General features: G+C 68.1%; 9 protein-coding genes. 8 read left to right on the plus strand and 1 reads right to left on the minus strand.

The features are described 5' to 3' along the window. Position 1 precedes the first annotated feature (1 nt). The 8 genes from AWC08_RS00530 (at position 2) to AWC08_RS00565 (ending at position 15,334) form a co-directional block, all read left to right on the plus strand. A complete protein-coding gene (locus tag AWC08_RS00530; RefSeq protein ID WP_065137040.1) occupies positions 2–826 on the plus strand; it encodes a rhomboid-like protein in 825 nt (274 codons plus the stop codon). Positions 827–1,032: 206 nt separating this feature from the next. Continuing rightward, the gene (locus tag AWC08_RS00535) at positions 1,033–2,610 is read left to right on the plus strand and encodes a PE domain-containing protein (protein ID WP_069434166.1); all 1,578 of its coding nucleotides are present in this window, start codon (positions 1,033–1,035) and stop codon (positions 2,608–2,610) included. Positions 2,611–2,776: 166 nt separating this feature from the next. Then, positions 2,777–3,820 carry a phenylalanine--tRNA ligase subunit alpha gene (pheS, locus tag AWC08_RS00540; protein WP_085087272.1) on the plus strand — a complete coding sequence of 348 codons (1,044 nt, stop codon included), beginning with the start codon at positions 2,777–2,779 and terminating at the stop codon, positions 3,818–3,820. Next, entirely contained in the window at positions 3,820–6,306 is a 2,487-nt protein-coding gene (gene pheT / locus AWC08_RS00545; protein ID WP_085087275.1) for a phenylalanine--tRNA ligase subunit beta, read from the plus strand. The genes pheS and pheT overlap by 1 nt, the downstream gene beginning before the upstream one ends. A gap of 172 nt (positions 6,307–6,478) precedes the next feature. Next, positions 6,479–7,165: a GTP cyclohydrolase I gene (gene folE, locus AWC08_RS00550; RefSeq protein ID WP_082986743.1), complete on the plus strand. Its 687-nt coding sequence runs from the start codon at positions 6,479–6,481 to the stop codon at positions 7,163–7,165. Positions 7,166–7,569: 404 nt separating this feature from the next. Further along, the gene (locus tag AWC08_RS00555) at positions 7,570–10,281 is read left to right on the plus strand and encodes a PE family protein (RefSeq protein WP_065137044.1); all 2,712 of its coding nucleotides are present in this window, start codon (positions 7,570–7,572) and stop codon (positions 10,279–10,281) included. A 163-nt stretch (positions 10,282–10,444) separates the two neighbouring features. Continuing rightward, complete coding sequence (locus AWC08_RS00560) at positions 10,445–12,235, plus strand: PE family protein (RefSeq protein WP_065137045.1); 1,791 nt, start codon at positions 10,445–10,447, stop codon at positions 12,233–12,235. A gap of 183 nt (positions 12,236–12,418) precedes the next feature. Continuing rightward, positions 12,419–15,334, plus strand: coding sequence for an AfsR/SARP family transcriptional regulator (locus AWC08_RS00565; protein WP_069435060.1), 2,916 nt, complete (start codon positions 12,419–12,421; stop codon positions 15,332–15,334). Between the two features lie 78 nt (positions 15,335–15,412). Here AWC08_RS00565 and AWC08_RS36185 read toward each other — a convergent pair. Continuing rightward, positions 15,413–16,999: beta strand repeat-containing protein (locus AWC08_RS36185; protein ID WP_085087278.1), on the minus strand; the 1,587-nt coding region annotated here is incomplete at its 5' end.

Here is a 16,999-nt window from a genome sequence, read left to right on the forward strand (position 1 = left end):
GATGTTTTCTACCTTCCTCACCCGGCTTTCGCGGGTCCGGTTCACCGTGGGCTATGTGGCGGCTCTGTTCACGGTCAGCATCACGATGCTGATGCTGAGCCCGCAGGCACAGGACCGCGTGATTCGCCACGCCAGCACCAACCTGCACAATCTCTCGCACGGACGACTCGGCACCCTGATCGGCAGCGCGTTTGTTGTCGAAGCGGGACCGTTGTGGTTCTGGCTGCCGTTTCTGACCTGCCTGCTGGTCCTGGCAGAACTGCATCTGCGTACCATCCGGCTGCTCGTGGCGTTTCTGGTCGGTCACATCGGGGCCACGCTCGTCGTGGCGGCCGCCTTGGCGATGGCGGTGAAGATGGGCTGGATGCCGTGGTCGATCACGCATGCCAGTGATGTCGGCATGAGCTACGGCGCGTTGGCCGCCCTCGGCGCACTGACTGTCACGATCCCGCGTCCGTGGCGGTCGGCATGGATCGGCTGGTGGATATCGGTGAGCGTGACCGCCGCGATCATCGGAGGCGAATTCACCAACGCCGGCCACGCTGTCGCGGTCACTCTCGGGGTTCTGGTCTCGCTGCGATTCCGCGCGCCGATCCACTGGACACTCGCGCGGTGCCTGATGCTGCTGGGGTCCGCGGGCTTCGGCTTCCTGATGCTGGCGCACAGCATGTGGGGCATGGCCGGCGGCATCGTCTTCGGCCTGTCGGGGGCGCTGGTTGCCTATGTTCTGACGGCGTGGTTGGGCACCGGTGAATCCGAAGCCGCGGCGTCGGACGAGGCGGTCGTCGGTCGGTCAGCCGAAGAATTCCAGAACGTGACTGGCTAGCAAACTAGAATCCCGTTCGGAACTCGGGTTTGAGCGCACCGTCAAAACGGCGCCAAAGTTGCGCCATGAAAGGCAAACCAGCAGCTTAAACCCACCCATGATGCCGCGAGCGTGGTTCGCTGCTCAATTGCGGGCACCTGGTGATTGAATAATCGGCACCCAAGTGGCAACGTATCCCGGGCACGCGGAATCGACCGGAGGTTGCCATGTCGTTTGTGATCGCCGATCCGGAGATGCTGCTGACTGCTGCCACGGATCTGGAAGAGATCGGTTCGGCCGTCGTCGCCGCCAACGTAACCGCGGGCCAAACGGCGGGAGTTGCGCCCGCGGCCGCTGACGAGGTGTCGGCCGCGATTGCGCAAATGTTCGGAGCCTACGGTCAGGAGTACCGCGCGCTCAGTGCGCAGGTGGAGGCGTATCACGCGCGGTTTGTGCAGGCGATGGCTGCGGGCGCGGGTTCCTTCGCCCGTGCCGAGGCGGCCAACGCCTCGATTCTGCAGACTCTGGAAGAACAGCTGCTCAGAGTGGTGAACGCACCGACCCAGCTGTTGTTGGGCCGACCCTTGATCGGGGACGGGGCCGACGCGTCGGTGGCCGGTGGCCGCGGCGGCGACGGCGGACTGCTGTTCGGCAACGGCGGTCGAGGCGCGGCGGGTGCCAGCGGACAGGCCGGCGGCGCCGGTGGCGACGCTGGGTTGTTGGGCAACGGCGGTGCCGGTGGGAACGGCGGCACGGGAGCGCCCGGTGGCGCCGGCGGGCGGGCCGGACTGCTGTTCGGCCAGCCCGGAATCGCCGGGCTCGCCGGCGGTGTCACGCCGCCACCGCCGCCCCCTTTCGGCACCGCAGTGTTTTCGCCCTACGTCGACATGACGTTGTGGCCCCAGTTCGACTTCGCGGGCGCGGCCAGGGTCGGGAGCATCGAAGACGTCACGCTGGGCTTCATCACCGCCAACGCTGCCGGCCAGCCGGCCTGGGGCGGCTTCACCGAATACACGATCGGCAACGGCGGCTCGGTGCCGAGCGGCAGCCTGCTCTACCAGATCAACGGCCAGATGGACGCCATGCGCGCTGCCGGTATCAACGCCACCATCTCCTTCGGTGGTGCGGCGAACCAGGAACTCGCGCTGACCGGCGGGACGGCAGCCCAGCTGGCGGCAAAGTACTCATCGGTGATGAACGCCTACGGAATTCAGAAGCTGGACTTCGACATCGAAGGCGCAGCGCTCGGCGACACGGCCTCGCTCACGTTGCGCTCCCAGGCGATCGCGTCGTTACAGACCACCGGCATCGCGGCCGGCAAGCCGGTTGAGGTGTCGTTCACGCTTCCGGTGATGCCGACGGGGCTGACGGCCGACGGCCTTCGGGCCGTGCAGATCGCCGTCGACAACCGGGTGCAAATCAGCCACGTGAACATCATGGCGATGGATTACTTCGACCCGTCCCTGCCCTACAGCGGAAAGATGGGCGACTACGCGATCCAGGCGGCCACCGCCGTCCACGACCAATTGGTGCCGCTTTATCCGTCCAAGACCAGCGCGCAGATCTGGTCGATGATCGACGTGACACCGATGATCGGCGTCAACGACGATCCGGCGGAGATCTTCACCCTGGCCGACGCTCAGAAGCTCACCACCTTCGCCGAACAGAACAACCTCGGCGGGCTGCATATGTGGTCGGCAAACCGCGACTTCCCGGGAACTCTGGGTGTCCTGTCGAACACCAGTAGCGGAGTCGCGCAGAACCCGTGGGAGTTCTCCCAGACCTTCGAGGAGTTCGACTCCTGATCTCGACGTCGTGATCCGTGACACAACGGCCGATGACTTATGATCGGCAGTTGCGTCATACCCGTGCCGTGAACCCTCCCGCTGACCACGCGGGCCGCGCTCGAGCTCATCGCGCGGGGTAGAGGCCGGGCAGCCCGACCAGCCTCAGCAAGGAGAGTGCCGCCGCGTGGGTGATCAACCCGTCGACCTGTCGCCGGAAGCTCTGGCCGAAGCGGTCGAAGCTGCCCAGCGCGCCATCGCGGCCGCTGACAGCCTGGACGCGCTGGCGCACACCAAGACCGAGTACCTCGGCGACCGCTCGCCGCTGGCCCTGGCGCGCCAGGCACTGGGCAGCCTGCCCAAGGACCAGCGGGCGGATGCGGGCAAGCGCGTCAACGTCGCCCGCAGCGAAGCTCAGCGCAGCTACGACGAGCGGCTCCCGGCGCTGCGCGCCGAGCGCGACACGGCCGTGCTGGTGGCCGAGCGCATCGACGTGACGCTGCCCTCGACCCGGCAACCGACCGGTGCGCGCCACCCGATCACGATGCTGGCCGAGCACATCGCCGACACGTTCGTCGCGATGGGTTGGGAACTGGCCGAGGGGCCCGAGGTCGAAACCGAGCAGTTCAACTTCGACGCGCTCAACTTCCCGCCGGATCATCCCGCGCGCAGCGAGCAGGACACCTTCTACATCGCCCCGGAAGACTCGCGCCAGCTGCTGCGCACCCACACCTCACCGGTGCAGGTCCGCACGTTGCTCGAGCGAGAACTGCCGGTCTACGTCATCTCGATCGGCCGGACCTTCCGGACCGACGAACTCGACGCCACCCACACGCCCGTCTTCCACCAGGTGGAGGGGCTGGCGGTGGATCGAGGGCTGACGATGGCGCATCTGCGCGGCACCCTCGACGCGTTCGCCCGTGCCGAATTCGGGCCGCTGGCGCGCACCCGGATGCGCCCGCACTTCTTCCCGTTCACCGAGCCGTCCGCCGAGGTCGACGTTTGGTTCGAGGGCAAGAAGGGCGGCGCCGACTGGGTGGAGTGGGGCGGCTGCGGCATGGTGCACCCGAATGTGTTGCGAGCCGCCGGCATCGACCCGCAGGAGTACTCCGGCTTCGCCTTCGGGATGGGATTGGAGCGCACGCTGCAGTTCCGCAACGGCATACCCGACATGCGCGACATGGTGGAAGGCGACATCCGGTTCTCGCTCCCGTTCGGGGTGGGGGCCTGATGCGCGTTCCGTACAGCTGGCTGCGCGAGGTCGTCTCAGCCGGTGCCCCGGGATGGGATGTCGGTCCCGGTGACCTCGAGCAGGCCCTGGTGCGCATCGGTCACGAGGTGGAAGACGTCGCCAGGCTCGGTCCCGTCGAGGGCCCCCTGGCCGTGGGCCGGGTGGCCCAGATCGAGGAACTCAGCGGTTTCAAGAAACCCATCCGCGCCTGCCTAGTCGACGTCGGCAACCCTGAATCGCAGGAAATTGTCTGTGGTGCAACGAATTTCGCGGTGGGAGACCTGGTGGTGGTGGCATTGCCCGGGGCCACCTTGCCGGGGAATTTCACCATCGCCTCGCGCAAGACCTACGGCCGCACCTCCAACGGCATGATCTGCTCGGCCGCCGAGCTCGGGCTGGGGGCAGATCATTCCGGGATTTTGGTGTTGCCGCCGGGCACCGCGGAGCCCGGCGCCGACGGCGCCGCGGTGTTGGGCCTGGACGATGTGGTCTTCCACCTGGCCATCACCCCCGACCGCGGCTACGGCCTATCGGTGCGGGGATTGGCCCGCGAGATCGCCTGCGCCTACGACTTGGACTTCGTCGATCCCGCTGCTGTGCAGCCATTGCCGGCCGAGCAAGAGGCCTGGCCGCTGACGGTGGACCCCGATACCGGCGTGCGCCGATTCGCGCTGCGTCCGGTCAGCGGAATCGATCCGGCGGCTGCCTCCCCGTGGTGGCTGCAGCGGCGGCTGCTGTTGTGCGGCATCCGCGCCACCTCACCTGCGGTCGATGTCACCAACTACGTGATGCTCGAACTCGGCCACCCGATGCACGCCCACGATCGCACCCGGGTCTCCGGCGGCTTCCAGGTGCGCTTCGCACGCCCGGGGGAGACGGTGGTCACTCTCGACGACATCGAACGCAAGCTGGAACCGATCGATGTCCTGATCGTCGACGATGTGGCGACCGCTGCGATCGGCGGCGTCATGGGCGCGGCCAGCACGGAAGTGCGCGCTGACTCCACCGACGTCCTGCTCGAGGCCGCGGTCTGGGATCCCGCGGCGATCTCGCGTACCCAACGACGACTGCATCTGCCCAGCGAAGCGGCGCGCCGGTACGAGCGCGCCGTCGACCCGGCGATCTCGGTGGCCGTGTTGGACCGGTGCGCACGGCTGCTCGTCGATATCGCCGGGGGGGTCGCCGAGCCGGCCCTGACCGACTGGCGGGGCGAGCCGCCGCGTGCAGACTGGTCGCCGCCGCCGATCGAGATCTCGGCCGACCTGCCGGATCGCATCGCCGGGGTGGCCTACGCACCGGGCACCGCCGCACGGCGACTGGCACAGGTTGGCGCCTCGGTGCTGCAGAGCGGCGCCACGTTGACCGTCACGCCGCCGAGCTGGCGTCCCGATCTGCGGCAACCCGCCGACCTGGTCGAAGAGGTGCTGCGGCTGGAGGGACTCGAGGCGATCCCGTCGGTGCTGCCGTCGGCGCCCGCGGGTCGTGGGCTCACCGCCACCCAGCGACGCCGCCGAGCGATCGGCAAATCGCTGGCGCTGTCCGGCTACGTCGAGATCCTGCCGACACCGTTTTTGCCGGCCGGTGTATTCGACCTGTGGGGACTGGCGGCAGACGACCCTCGCCGCAGCACCACCTACGTGGTCAACCCGCTGGAGGCGGATCGCCCGCATCTGGCCACCACGTTGTTGCCGGCCCTGCTGGAAGCCTTGCACCGCAACGTTTCCCGTGGCCTGGGTGATGTCGCGCTGTTCGCCCTCGCGCAGGTGGTGCAGCCCACCGAGCAGACCCGCGCCGTCGACCTGATTCCGGTGCACCGGCGCCCGACCGACGACGAAATCGCCACTCTGGACGCATCGCTGCCTCGACAACCGCAGCATGTCGCCGCGGTGCTGGCCGGCCTGCGGGAGCCGCGCGGACCCTGGGGTTCCGGGCGGGCGGTGGAGGCCGCCGATGCGTTCGAGGCGGTGCGGATAATCGCGCGAGCCAGTGGTGTTGACGTCACGCTCCAAGCTGCCCAGTACTTGCCCTGGCACCCGGGCCGGTGCGCCGAAGTTGTCGCCGGCGGCACCGTCGTCGGGCATGCCGGACAGCTGCATCCGGCCGTCATCGAGCGCGCCGGGCTGCCGAAGGGGACCTGCGCGGTCGAACTGAACCTGGACGCGATACCGATCGGCGGGGTGCCGCCGGCGCCGCGAGTGTCGCCCTTTCCGGCCGTATTCCAGGACGTCAGCTTGGTGGTCGGGGACGATGTTCCCGCGCAGGCGGTCGAGGACGCCGTTCGCGAAGGAGCGGGCGATCTACTCGAGCACCTGCAGTTGTTCGACGTGTTTGCCGGCCCGCAGATTGGTGCGAATCGGAAGTCACTGACCTTTGCCCTGCGTTTCCGGGCGCCCGACCGCACGCTCACCGAGGACGATGCCACCGCGGCCCGCGACGCCGCAGTACGGTGCGCCGCCGAGCGGGTGGGCGCCGAACTGCGTAGCTGAGCCTCGGTTGCCGGTGGCTGACCGGCCCATTCCGGAGGGTTGTCATCGGAATCGGTGCAGGTGAACGCGGATAGCTCTCGGGGTTGTGCCTCAGCTCAACAGCTGCGTAGATTTATCTGGTCAGTTTGCTGACAAATCCCCAGCTTCCCGGCACCGTCGGCGAGGAGCCTGCATGACGAATGTGGCCAGTCAACCGGACAACGTCATCGAGATGGCCGCTGGGGGGACGGCCCCGAACCTGGCTAGCCGTTGGTTCGACGCCGCGCCGCGTGAGATCTCCGAGTTGCAGTGGGAGCGGTTTCGGTCCTCAATCGCCGAGATCTTCACCGCATTCGGGATGGATTTGCAGACGCCGGGCACCAGGGACACTCCGCAGCGGTTTCTGAAGGCGCTTTACGACATCACGGCCGGCTATGACGGCGATCCCAAGCTTGCGACGAGTTTCCCCACCGAGCATGGCCAGGGCATCGAAGCCGCGCCTTCGCAGGTGATCGAGGGGCCGATCGACTTCAACTGCCTCTGCGAACACCACGCTTTGCCCTTCTTCGGCACCGCGTTCATCGCTTACATCGCGGGCGACCAGATCATCGGTATCTCGAAGTTGACGCGCCTGGTCCGGCTCTTCGCGCGCCGGTTCACCGTTCAGGAGCGACTCGGCGAGCAGATCGCCGACGGGCTCATCGCGCTGATCGACCCTCGCGGCGTCGCGGTGCACTTGGAAGCCGCGCATCTGTGCACCCACGTTCGTGGGGTCGAGGAACATTCGCGCACGACCACGACGGTCTGGCGCGGTGAGTTCGTGGACGCCGATCTGCGCCGTGAGTTCCTGGCCGAGGTGCGTTCGCTGCGCCGCGGATAACAGGCTGCCCCCGCAGACCGCAGCCGCAGGTCCGACGACGTCGGTGCTGGCTGCCGGCGCCGGTGCTACGCGAGCGCCGACGCCACGGGCACCCAGGCGCCCGGAATCGACGCTTTCCGTCACGACCCCCTTTTTCCACCGGCACGCCCTGGGCGGCATCGTTTCGGGCTGCCGAGCTTCCTGCCGCGCGGGCTTGTCTCAGCGCTCGGCGCACCGAGCACCGGTGATCCCGGCGCTGCCGCCGCTGTGTCGACCCGGCGAGAGCGCGCGCTCCGCATCGGTAGCTGGCACACCTTCTTTGTGAAAACTTCGGTTTTGGCCCGCCAGCATCCACCTCGGACTTAGGCTGCCTCTTGCCCTGATGAACGTCAGGTGAACTCCGCAACGGAGCGAGGGAGCCCGCGATGTCGTACGTGGTTACCACGCCGGACTTGGTCACGGCAGCGGCTGGCAATTTGGCAGGTATACGCGACGCGCTTGGAGCGGCCGCTTCGGCCGCGGCGGGTCCCACGACGGGGTTGGCGGTCGCTGCCGGTGACGAGATCTCGGCGGCGATCTCGCAATTGTTCGGCAGCTACGGCGCGCAGTTCCAGGCCGTGAACCGGCAAGCCGTGGCGTTTCACGCCGAGTTTGTGAGTTTGCTGAACGGCGGCGCGGCAGCCTATGCCGCTGCCGAGGCGGCGGCCGCATCGCCGTTGCAGACGGTGCTCGATGTGGTGAACGCGCCGACGCAGTCGCTGCTCGGGCGCCCGCTGATCGGCAACGGCGCCGACGGCCAGGCCGGCACCGGGTCGAACCCGGGGACCAACGGTGCGCCGGGCGGGATCTTGTACGGCAACGGCGGCAATGGCGGGGCCGGTGGGCCGACTGGCGGAGCGGGCGGGGCCGGCGGAGCTGCCGGGCTGATCGGCAACGGCGGGTCTGGCGGGGCCGGTGGCACCAACGCAGCTGGTGGCGCCGGGGGCGCCGGCGGGCTGCTCTACGGCAATGGTGGTGCCGGAGGTGCCGGCAACGGGACCGGGGCCGGCGGCGCCGGGGGCAACGCCGTGCTCTTCGGCGACGGCGGAAACGGCGGCAGCGGGCCAACCGGCGGCGTCGCAGGCCGCGCCGGAGTTTTTTACGGTAACGGCGGCGACGCCGGCGCGGGGTCCGGGCGGGCCGGCGCAGACGGGGGGCTCTTCGGTAACGGAGGTGCCGGCGGGTCCAGCGCGGCGGCATTAACCGCCGGTGGCGCCGGCGGGAACGCATTCTTCGGGGACGGCGGCGCCGGCGGTTCGAGCACCGGCGGTGCCGGCGGCGTCGGAGGCAACACTTTCATCGGGAATGGCGGTGCCGGTGGCTCGGCCCTGGGCACCAACGGCGGTGCGGGTGGCGCCGGCGGCAATGTCGGGCTGATCGGATTCGGGGGCGCCGGCGGTGCCGGAGCGGCCGGCTCAGTGCTTCTGGGAGTCGGCGGGACGGGCGGCAATGGCGGCGCCGGCGGCAATGCCGGGCTGTTCTTCGGCGGTGGTGGCGCGGGCGGTGCAGGTGGCGCTGGTGGGGTCACGTCGGCCAATTTTCTTGGGAATGGAGGTACCGGTGGTACCGGCGGCACCGGCGGCAACGCAAGTTTGTTCGGTACCGGCGGAGCCGGCGGGACGGGGGGCGACGGTGGCGCGAACACCACAACGGGCTTGGGTTCGGCCAGGGGCGGCAACGGCGGGGCAGGCGGCCACGGTGGCGGCGCCGGGCTGCTGTACGGCGGTGGCGGTGACGGCGGAGCCGGCGGCACCGGGGGAGCTACGGCCGCAAACAACACCGCGGGTGGTCCCGGCGGTAGCGGGGGTGCGGCGGGCCAAGGCTTTGTCATTGGCAACGGCGGTCATGGCGGAGCCGGCGGCGCCGGCGGGGCCCACAGTCTTGGCAACGGCAACGGCGGTGTCGGGGGCGCCGCTGGACGGGGTGGAGATGGCGGCGTGTTGTTCGGCGACGGCGGAACCGGCGGAGCCGGTGGCGCCGGTGGCGCGGGCAGCGGCACCGGCAACGGTGGTAATGGCGCTGACGGCGGTAGCGGCGGCGACGCCAACATCATCGGCAATGGCGGCAACGGTGGACCCGGCGGCGCTGGTGGTGCCGGCGGCGCTACCGGCACCGCCGGCACTGGTGGCCAGGGTGGTGAACCAGGAACCGCCGGGGCCTTCGGTAAAGGCGGCGTGCCCGGCGCGCCGGGTGCGGCCGCGGTGTCCTTCGCCGGCGCGGCCAGCGACCTTCCCATCTTTGGGCCTTATCAACACTTGTTCGAAAACACGGTCACTAACCTGCAGGGCATCGGCGCTGCGCTCGGCGCCAACCCCGCGCCCTTGCTGCAGCAATTCCTCACGAACCAATTCGGTTACGGCTCGCTGACATTCACGGCGCTCACGGACGCCACACGGGACTTCGCCATCGGACTGGCCGGCATACCGCCGAGCCTCCAGACGGCTTTCCAGGCCCTCGCCGCAGGCGACCCCAGTCTCGCGGTGAGTGCGGTTGGAGATGCGCTGATCAAGGTCTTCTACACCGGACTGGACGCGAGCAATCTGTCCAACATTCAGTTACTCGGGACAATAGGCGACCTGCTGCCTCCCGTGAGCATCCCGGGCGACATCGCACAAAACTTCACCAACGTTCTCCAGACCATTACCGACACCAACATCTCTGCGAACCTCACGACCGCGAGCATGAAGTTCGGATTACCGCTGGCCTTCGCCATCTACGCCGTCGGTTCACCGATCACCACGGTTCTGGCACTGGGCGACAGCGCGACTACCTTCATCAGCGCCGTTCAGGCAGGCAACCTGCAGGCAGCATTGACCGCGTTGGTTGGCGCTCCCGCCAATGCGCTCAACGGGTTCCTCAACGGCGAAGCGACGATCCCACTGCCTTTGCCGCCGTCGGTGTCACCGATTCCGGTGCAGTCGATCACCGCGAACATCCCCATCGGCGGCATCCTCTCCCCGCTGCGGTCCTTCACCGCGACGACCGTGAGCCCGCCGCTGCCGCCGATCACCATTCCGTTGTCCGGGACGCCCGGAGGCGGCCTCATTCCCGCCCTGATCAGCTACGTGATTCCGCAATTGGCGGCGTCGATCGCGTAGCCGCACGGTTGCTGCCCGAATCCGGAAGGGTCAGGGGCAAACGGTGCATTGCGCCATTGGCGCGTGACGCGTAACTCAATTCGCGACCGTGATCGGACGTTTAGATTCCGGGCCCATCGGGTAATAGCGCGCGTACATCTGGTCTATGCAACGGGGGTTGAATATGTCATTTGTCATCGCCGAACCGGACTTCGTGACGGCGGCCGCGGGGCAATTGGCAGGAATTCAATCATCGATCGGTGCGGCGGCCGAAGCCGCCGCAGTCCCGACGACCGGCATCGCCGAAGCGGCTGCCGACGAGATCTCCGCAGCGATCTCCCGGCTGTTCGGTGCCTATGGACAAGAATTTCAAGCCGCCAGCGCCCAGGCCGCGGCCTTCCATGCCGAATTCGTCCGGCTCCTCGACGGCGGCGCCGCCGCGTACCTCAGCGCCGAAGTCGCCAACGTCGAACGCACTCTGCTGAGCGGCGCAGTCGGCTTCCCGGCGGCGGCACCCACCGACCCGCTCAGTGGCCTGCTCGGTGGACTCCTCGGCGGTCAAACCACCACCGGCGGTGGCCTCCTTGGTCCGCTCACAGGTACCGGAGGGCTCAGCCTCGGCGGCGTCAACTTCGTGCTCCCGTCGCTGCCTTCGCTGTTGTCCCCCACCACCCTCACCTCGGTTCTCACCGATTTGGGCGGGGCCACCGGGCAGTTGGGGCCGATCCTCGGGAACCTGGGCACATCGGTGCAGAACCTGCTGTTCCCGCAACTCGCGGCGCCCGGTGTTGCCGCCTACCCCAACCCGTACCAGGTGCTCTTCGACAACACGGTCAGGAACCTGAGCGACCTCGGCGCCAACTATCGGCCATTCCCGATCCTCAACCAGATCGCCGTCAATCAAGCTCACTACGCACAGCTCGCTGGCAATGCGCTCGCGCTCAACCTGCAGGGGTTCCCCGGCAACGTGCCGGCGAACGTCCAGCTCGCCCTGCAAGAGGCTTCGAAGTTCAACCCGGCGGTTGGAGTTCAAGCCTTCGTCGGCGGCACGACCGGCTTCTACAGCACACTCGGCACGCAGCTCTCGGCATTCGGCGAAGGCATCCAGCAGACATTTCCCACGTTCCAGAGGGACTTGAACCTCGCTGGGTTGGCGATACAGCAGGGCCAGTACTCCCAAGCGGTGCAGTACGGGGCGCGCTCTCTGGTCGACCTTTTCATCACGGGATTCGACACCAGCGGTTTGGGAATCACGGTTGATCTGACCAATCCTCTGGCCCCAGCCGTCGTGATCTCCGGACCCATCGGGGTGGAGGGTCCGGCGGGAGCTCTGCTGCCCATCCTCAGCGCCATCGGACAGCAGGTGCAGGGGGCCGCCAGCTTGATCCCGGCGGGCTCGATTCCCGGAATGATGGCGCAGAACTTCGCCAACGGAATCAACACGCTCACCAACGCGGGCGTCTCGGCGGACTTTGCGCTTACCTTGGGTCTGCCTCCCAGCCTCACCGGAGAGGCCATCTTCGGGCTGCCGTTGCAACTGGGGTTTGCCATTCTGGGACCGCCCTTCGCTGGCTTGAACGGGCTAGCCGAGGGTGCGACCGCCTTCTCGACCTCCATGGCGAGCGGCAACCTGTGGGGGGCAGCCAACGCGATCGGCAATACGCCGGCCTTCGTGTTGGACGGTTTTCTCAACGGCGAAGTCCTGCTCGACCAGCCGCTGCCGGTGACCCTGACGTTGCTCGGCCTTCCGGTCACGATCCCGGTCACAGCCCACCTGCCATTCACCGGGATTCTTGTTCCCCCACACGGCATTACGGCCACGGCCGAACTCAGCCAGTTGCTGCCCATTCCCGGTCTTCCGGACATCACCGTCCCGCTCGGCGGCACCGAGTTCGGCGGCATCGTTCCGTTCCTGCTGAACACTTTGCCTCAGCAGATCGCGCAATCAATGGCGTACACGAATACTGCGGCGTAGTGCTGAACGCTCGGAGGTTATGCGCCTTCACGAGCAACTGAGTGCCAGGTCAGTCGTCTCATAACAGCGCGCGGCTTTCCGGCCCTACACGTCTGGGATTCTGTGCTGAGATTTCCAGAGCGCGACGTATGCTCTGCTTTACCCGACGCGCTGCGTTTGCTGTTGCCTGGTAGAGAGGGCCGAATGACGGTCGAGTTCCGCTTGCTCGGCGACGTCGAAGTGTGTGTAAACGGGCGACCGCTGGATATCGGCCACGCCCGACGCCGATGTGTTCTGGTCGCATTGCTGGTGGATGTCAATCGTGCGGTGTCCCCTGAGCAGTTGGTGGATCGGGTTTGGTCAGATCGGCCGCCGCGGCGGGCCCGAAACTCGTTGGCAGGCTACGTCTCTCGCTTGCGCAGCCTGTTGGCGGATATCGACGGGGTCGCGCTGACCCGCGGACCTTCGGGATACATGCTGGCCACCGATGCTCTGTCAGTTGACCTGCATCGGTTTCGCGATGTGGCGGCGCGAGCGCGCGCAAGCGCGGATCCGGTGGTGGCTGCGGCGTTGTTCGAGGAGGCGTTGCGCGTTTGGGCGGGTGAGCCGTTCATGTTCTTGGACACGCCGTGGGTGAACGAGGTGCGAAGTGCGGTGCGCGCGGAACGGTTTGCCGTAGAGCTGGATCGCAATGACGTGGGGTTGCAGGCGGGCCGTCATGGTGAGTTGTTGGTGGAGTTGACCGCGGCGCAAGCGGGGCACCCGTTGGATGAACGGTTGGCTGCGCAGTTGATGGTGGCGCAGTACCGGTGTGGGCGCCAGGGCGATGCCCTGGAAACCTACCGGCGCACCCGGCTGCGCCTGGTCGAGGAACTCGGCGTGGAGCCCAGCCCGGCGTTGGCCCGCGTTCATCAGCAGATCCTGGCCGGCGAGGCCCGTGATCGCAGCGAGCCGGCGGTCACTGTGGACGTCGTGCCGGTGCGCCCGGTGGTCTGTGATCGGCCGCATTCGCAGTTGTTGCGGCGGGCGACGAGTTTCGTGGGTCATGAGCGGGAACTGGCGCAGGCGGTGGCGGCGTTGGGGGCCGGGCCGTTGGTCACGTTGGTGGGGGTGGGCGGGGTCGGCAAGACGCGGCTGGCGTGGGAAGTGGCGCGACGGGATCAGCAGCGATTCGACGATGGGGTGTGGGTGTGTGAGTTGGGGCCGTTGGATCACGGTGAGGCGGTAGGGCACACGGTGGCGGCGGTGTTGCGGTTGCGTCAGCAGCATGGGCTTGGTGTTGAGGAGTCGGTGATCGAGTATTTGCGCTCGCGCACGGCGTTGGTGGTGCTGGACAACTGTGAGCATGTGGTGGAGGCGGCGGCGGGGCTGGTGGAGCGGATTGTGGGGCAGTGCCCGGGGGTGTCGATAGTGGCGACGAGTCGGCAGCCGTTGGGGGTGGTGGGTGAGCAGATTGTGACGGTGGCGCCGCTGTCGGTGGAGGATGCGACGCGGTTGTTTGTGGATCGGGCGCGCGCGAGTGCACCGGGCTTTTCGGCGGAGTTGTCTCCGGCGGTGGCCGAGATTTGTCGGCGGGTGGATTGTCTGCCGTTGGGGGTGGAATTGGCGGCCGCGCGGATGCGGGTGATGAGTGCCGCTGATGTGGTGCGGCGGTTGGATCGCTTGGGATTCTTGCGGGGTGCGGTGCGCGGCGCGTTGCCGCGCCAGCAGAGTTTGGTGGCCACGATCGACTGGTCGTATCGCTTGCTCACCGAGGCTGAGCAGGTGTTTTTTGCGCGGTTGTCGGTGTTTGCGGGGTCGTTCGATCTCGAGGCTGCCCACGGTGTGTGTGCGGACGGGGATGAGGACCACACCCTGGACGTGTTGGCCGGTTTGGTCGACAAGTCGATGGTGGTGGTGCGCAATGTGACAGACCGCACCCGCTACGCCGTCCTGGAAACCTTGCGCGCCTACGGACGAGAACGATTGCAGGACCTCGGGATCGAGAAGCAGCTGGCGAGGCGGCACGCGGAGTACTTCACCGATCTGGCCGAGCGGGCCGGCGCCGGGGTCGAGACGGCTCAGGAACGGGCCTGGATCGAGCGGGTGCTGCCCGACTATGACAATCTGCGCACCGCTTTCGAGCGCGCGATGGCCGATCAGAATCTTGACCTGGCGCTGCGACTGGTCGCGGCGTGCGCGGAGACGCTCGGTATCCGCGTTGGTTATGAAGTCTTTCGGTGGGCCGAACGCGTCGCCGCGGTCGCCGCTCCGGAGCACCCGTTGTTCCCGGCCGTCGTCGGCACCGCCGCGCGGGGCGCCTGGGCGCATGGCGACTACGTGCTGGCGCGCAGCCTGGCTGAGCTGGCCGGCGGGCGGGTGCCCGGGCCCGGGTCCTCGCGGATCGCCTATCCCGCAGACGTGCTCGCTGATGTGGATCTGTTCGAGGGCAAGGCCGACAGGGTTCTCAATTACTGGGACGCGCAGGTCGCCGCGGCCCGGCAGGACGGTCATCCAATTCGGCTGGGACAGACACTGTCCACGGGCGCGGTGCTGCACGGGGTGTTGGGAGGAGATTTCGACCGGCACCTGCCGGCAGCGCAGGAAGGCGTGGCGATCGCCGAAGCCACCGGGAACCCGACGGCCCGGTCAACCGCCTACTTCGGCCTGGCATTCCTGCTCAAGAGGTCCGAGCCCGGACGGGCCCTGGCTTTGTTCGACGAGGCGGCGAGCTTGGCCGGGGAAGTCCAGAACTTCTGGTGGTACGGCATCGCGTTGATGGAGGCTGCCGCGACCCGCGCCTCCCACGGTGATCCTGTCGAGGCAGCGCAATTGTTCGACGACGTCCTGGACCACTGGGACCGGGTGGGTGACTGGACCGAGCTGTGGATCAGCCTGCGCTACGTGACACGGTTGCTGGTCCGTCTCGGCGCCCAGGACGACGTTGCATTCCTGCACTGGGCACAGCTCAAGGCCGGGAAAGGTTCACCCCTGCACCCCGATCAGCTGACTGAGCTTCAGGAGAGCTTGGGCCCGGTTCGTTTCGCTGCCCATGGTGACCCCGATCCCGAGGGCTCCGAGGTGGTCGCTAGGACGCGATCGGCGCTGCAGCGCTACTGCCAGCGCACGGCCGCGGTGTAGCGGTCTGCTGCCCTAGGACGCGGCACCGAACGCCAGCTGAGGCCGAACGCCCGGTGCCGCGCCGTCGGGGGCTTGTGACTAAGTGCCGACCGAGACACCGAAGCTGGCGTTCAAGGCGGCCTGCAGCGCCAGCTGGAGGTTCAGCAGGATGTTGCTGATCGAGGCGCCGAGGGTCAGGCCGGCGTTGTTGAGCGACGTCAGCAGCGTGCCGCCGGTTTGGGTAAGACCCGCTAGGGCGTTCTCGAAGCCTGCGACGAGGGCGCCGCCGGTCTGGCCGAATCCGGAGAGGCTGGCTCCGAAGCTGGCGCCCAGTGCGCTGTTGAAGACGGTCGCCGCCTGGTTCAGCGCGTTCAGCCAAATGCCCGCGATCGTGGCACCGGTCTGACCGCTTCCGGTCAGTGCCGCCATCAGGTTGCTGGTGATTACCGCACCCGTCTGCGTCAGCCCGGACAGGCTCGACGCTAGGCCGGCCGAGAGCGACGTGCCCGCGTTCAGTAGGCCCGTGATGCCGCTGTTGAGCGCCGCGGACAGGCCTGCCAGGTTCAGGTTGCCGGACAGCGCTGCATTCAGGGCGATCGAGAGGTTGGGCAGGGCGGCGTTGATACTGGCGGCCAGGTTGGCGCCGGCGTTGAGCAGGGCGGTGAGGCCGGCTTGCAGCGCCGGAACCCCGTTCAAGGCGGCGTTGAGGGCGGCCTGGAAGGCGCCGTTGAGGGCGTTCAGACCGGCCTGGAATGCCGGCAGGCTCCCGCTGAGGGCGGCGTTGATCGCACCGGTGAACGCGGCCGACAGGGTGGGCAGGGTGCCCCCGAAGGCCGCCGACAGTTGCGCGGCCAGCGTCGGCAGGGCGCCGGTGAAGCTGGCGGCCAGGTTCTGTCCGGCGGTGATCAGCGCGTTGAGGCCGGCTTGGAAGGCCGGAGCCCCCGCCAGGGCTGCGGTCACGGCGGCCTGGAAGGCCCCGTTGAGCGCGGCCAGGCTGGCCTGGAACGCCGGCAGGCTGCCTGTCAGAACCGCCGACAAACCGGCCAGGTTGACGCTGCTCGAGAGCAACCCCGTCAGGGCGAGTGAGAGGTTGGGTAGCGCGGCGCTGAAGCTGGCAGCCAGGTTAGATCCTGCGTTGAGCAGGGCATTCAGGCTCGCTTGCAACGCTGGGGCCCCGGACAGGGCGGCGTTGAGTGCGGCGTTGAAGGCCCCCGACAGGGCACCCAGGGACGCCTGGAACGCCGGCAAGCTGCCTGAGAACGCGGCGGTGATGGCGCCCGAAAGCGCGGCGTTCAGCGCGGGCAGGGAGGCGCTGAAGCTGGCCGACAGAGCCGGCAGCGCCCCAGCGAAGGTGGCGGCCAGGTTGGCGCCGGCGTTGAGTAGGGCGTTGAGGCCGGCCTGCAGCGCGGGGGCGCCGGACAGGGCCGCGTTCAGGGCGGCGTTGAAGGCACCGGACAACGCACCCAGGCTGGCTTGGAAGGCCGGCAGGCTGCCCGAGAGCGCCGCCGACAGGGTGGCGTTGAAGGCGGCATTTAGCGCGGGCAGGGTGCCGCCGAAGGTGGCTGCCAATTGCGCGGCCAGGCCCGGGAAGGCGGCACTGAGGCCGGCGGCCAGGTTCTGCCCGGCGGTGATCAGCGCGTTGAGCCCGGCTTGGAAGGCCGGGGCCCCGGCCAGGGCGGCGTTCAG

The organism is Mycobacterium gordonae, from assembly GCF_002101675.1.
Lineage (GTDB): Bacteria > Actinomycetota > Actinomycetes > Mycobacteriales > Mycobacteriaceae > Mycobacterium > Mycobacterium gordonae.

What these genes read in the sequence shown, in the direction of transcription:
- AWC08_RS00555 (WP_065137044.1), top strand. Translation starts at nt 7,570, where the DNA reads ATGTCGTACGTGGTTACCACGCCGGACTTGGTCACGGCAGCGGCTGGC.
- AWC08_RS00535 (WP_069434166.1), top strand. Translation starts at nt 1,033, where the DNA reads ATGTCGTTTGTGATCGCCGATCCGGAGATGCTGCTGACTGCTGCCACG.
- pheT (WP_085087275.1), top strand. Translation starts at nt 3,820, where the DNA reads ATGCGCGTTCCGTACAGCTGGCTGCGCGAGGTCGTCTCAGCCGGTGCC.
- folE (WP_082986743.1), top strand. Translation starts at nt 6,479, where the DNA reads ATGACGAATGTGGCCAGTCAACCGGACAACGTCATCGAGATGGCCGCT.
- AWC08_RS00530 (WP_065137040.1), top strand. Translation starts at nt 2, where the DNA reads ATGTTTTCTACCTTCCTCACCCGGCTTTCGCGGGTCCGGTTCACCGTG.
- AWC08_RS00565 (WP_069435060.1), top strand. Translation starts at nt 12,419, where the DNA reads ATGACGGTCGAGTTCCGCTTGCTCGGCGACGTCGAAGTGTGTGTAAAC.
- AWC08_RS00560 (WP_065137045.1), top strand. Translation starts at nt 10,445, where the DNA reads ATGTCATTTGTCATCGCCGAACCGGACTTCGTGACGGCGGCCGCGGGG.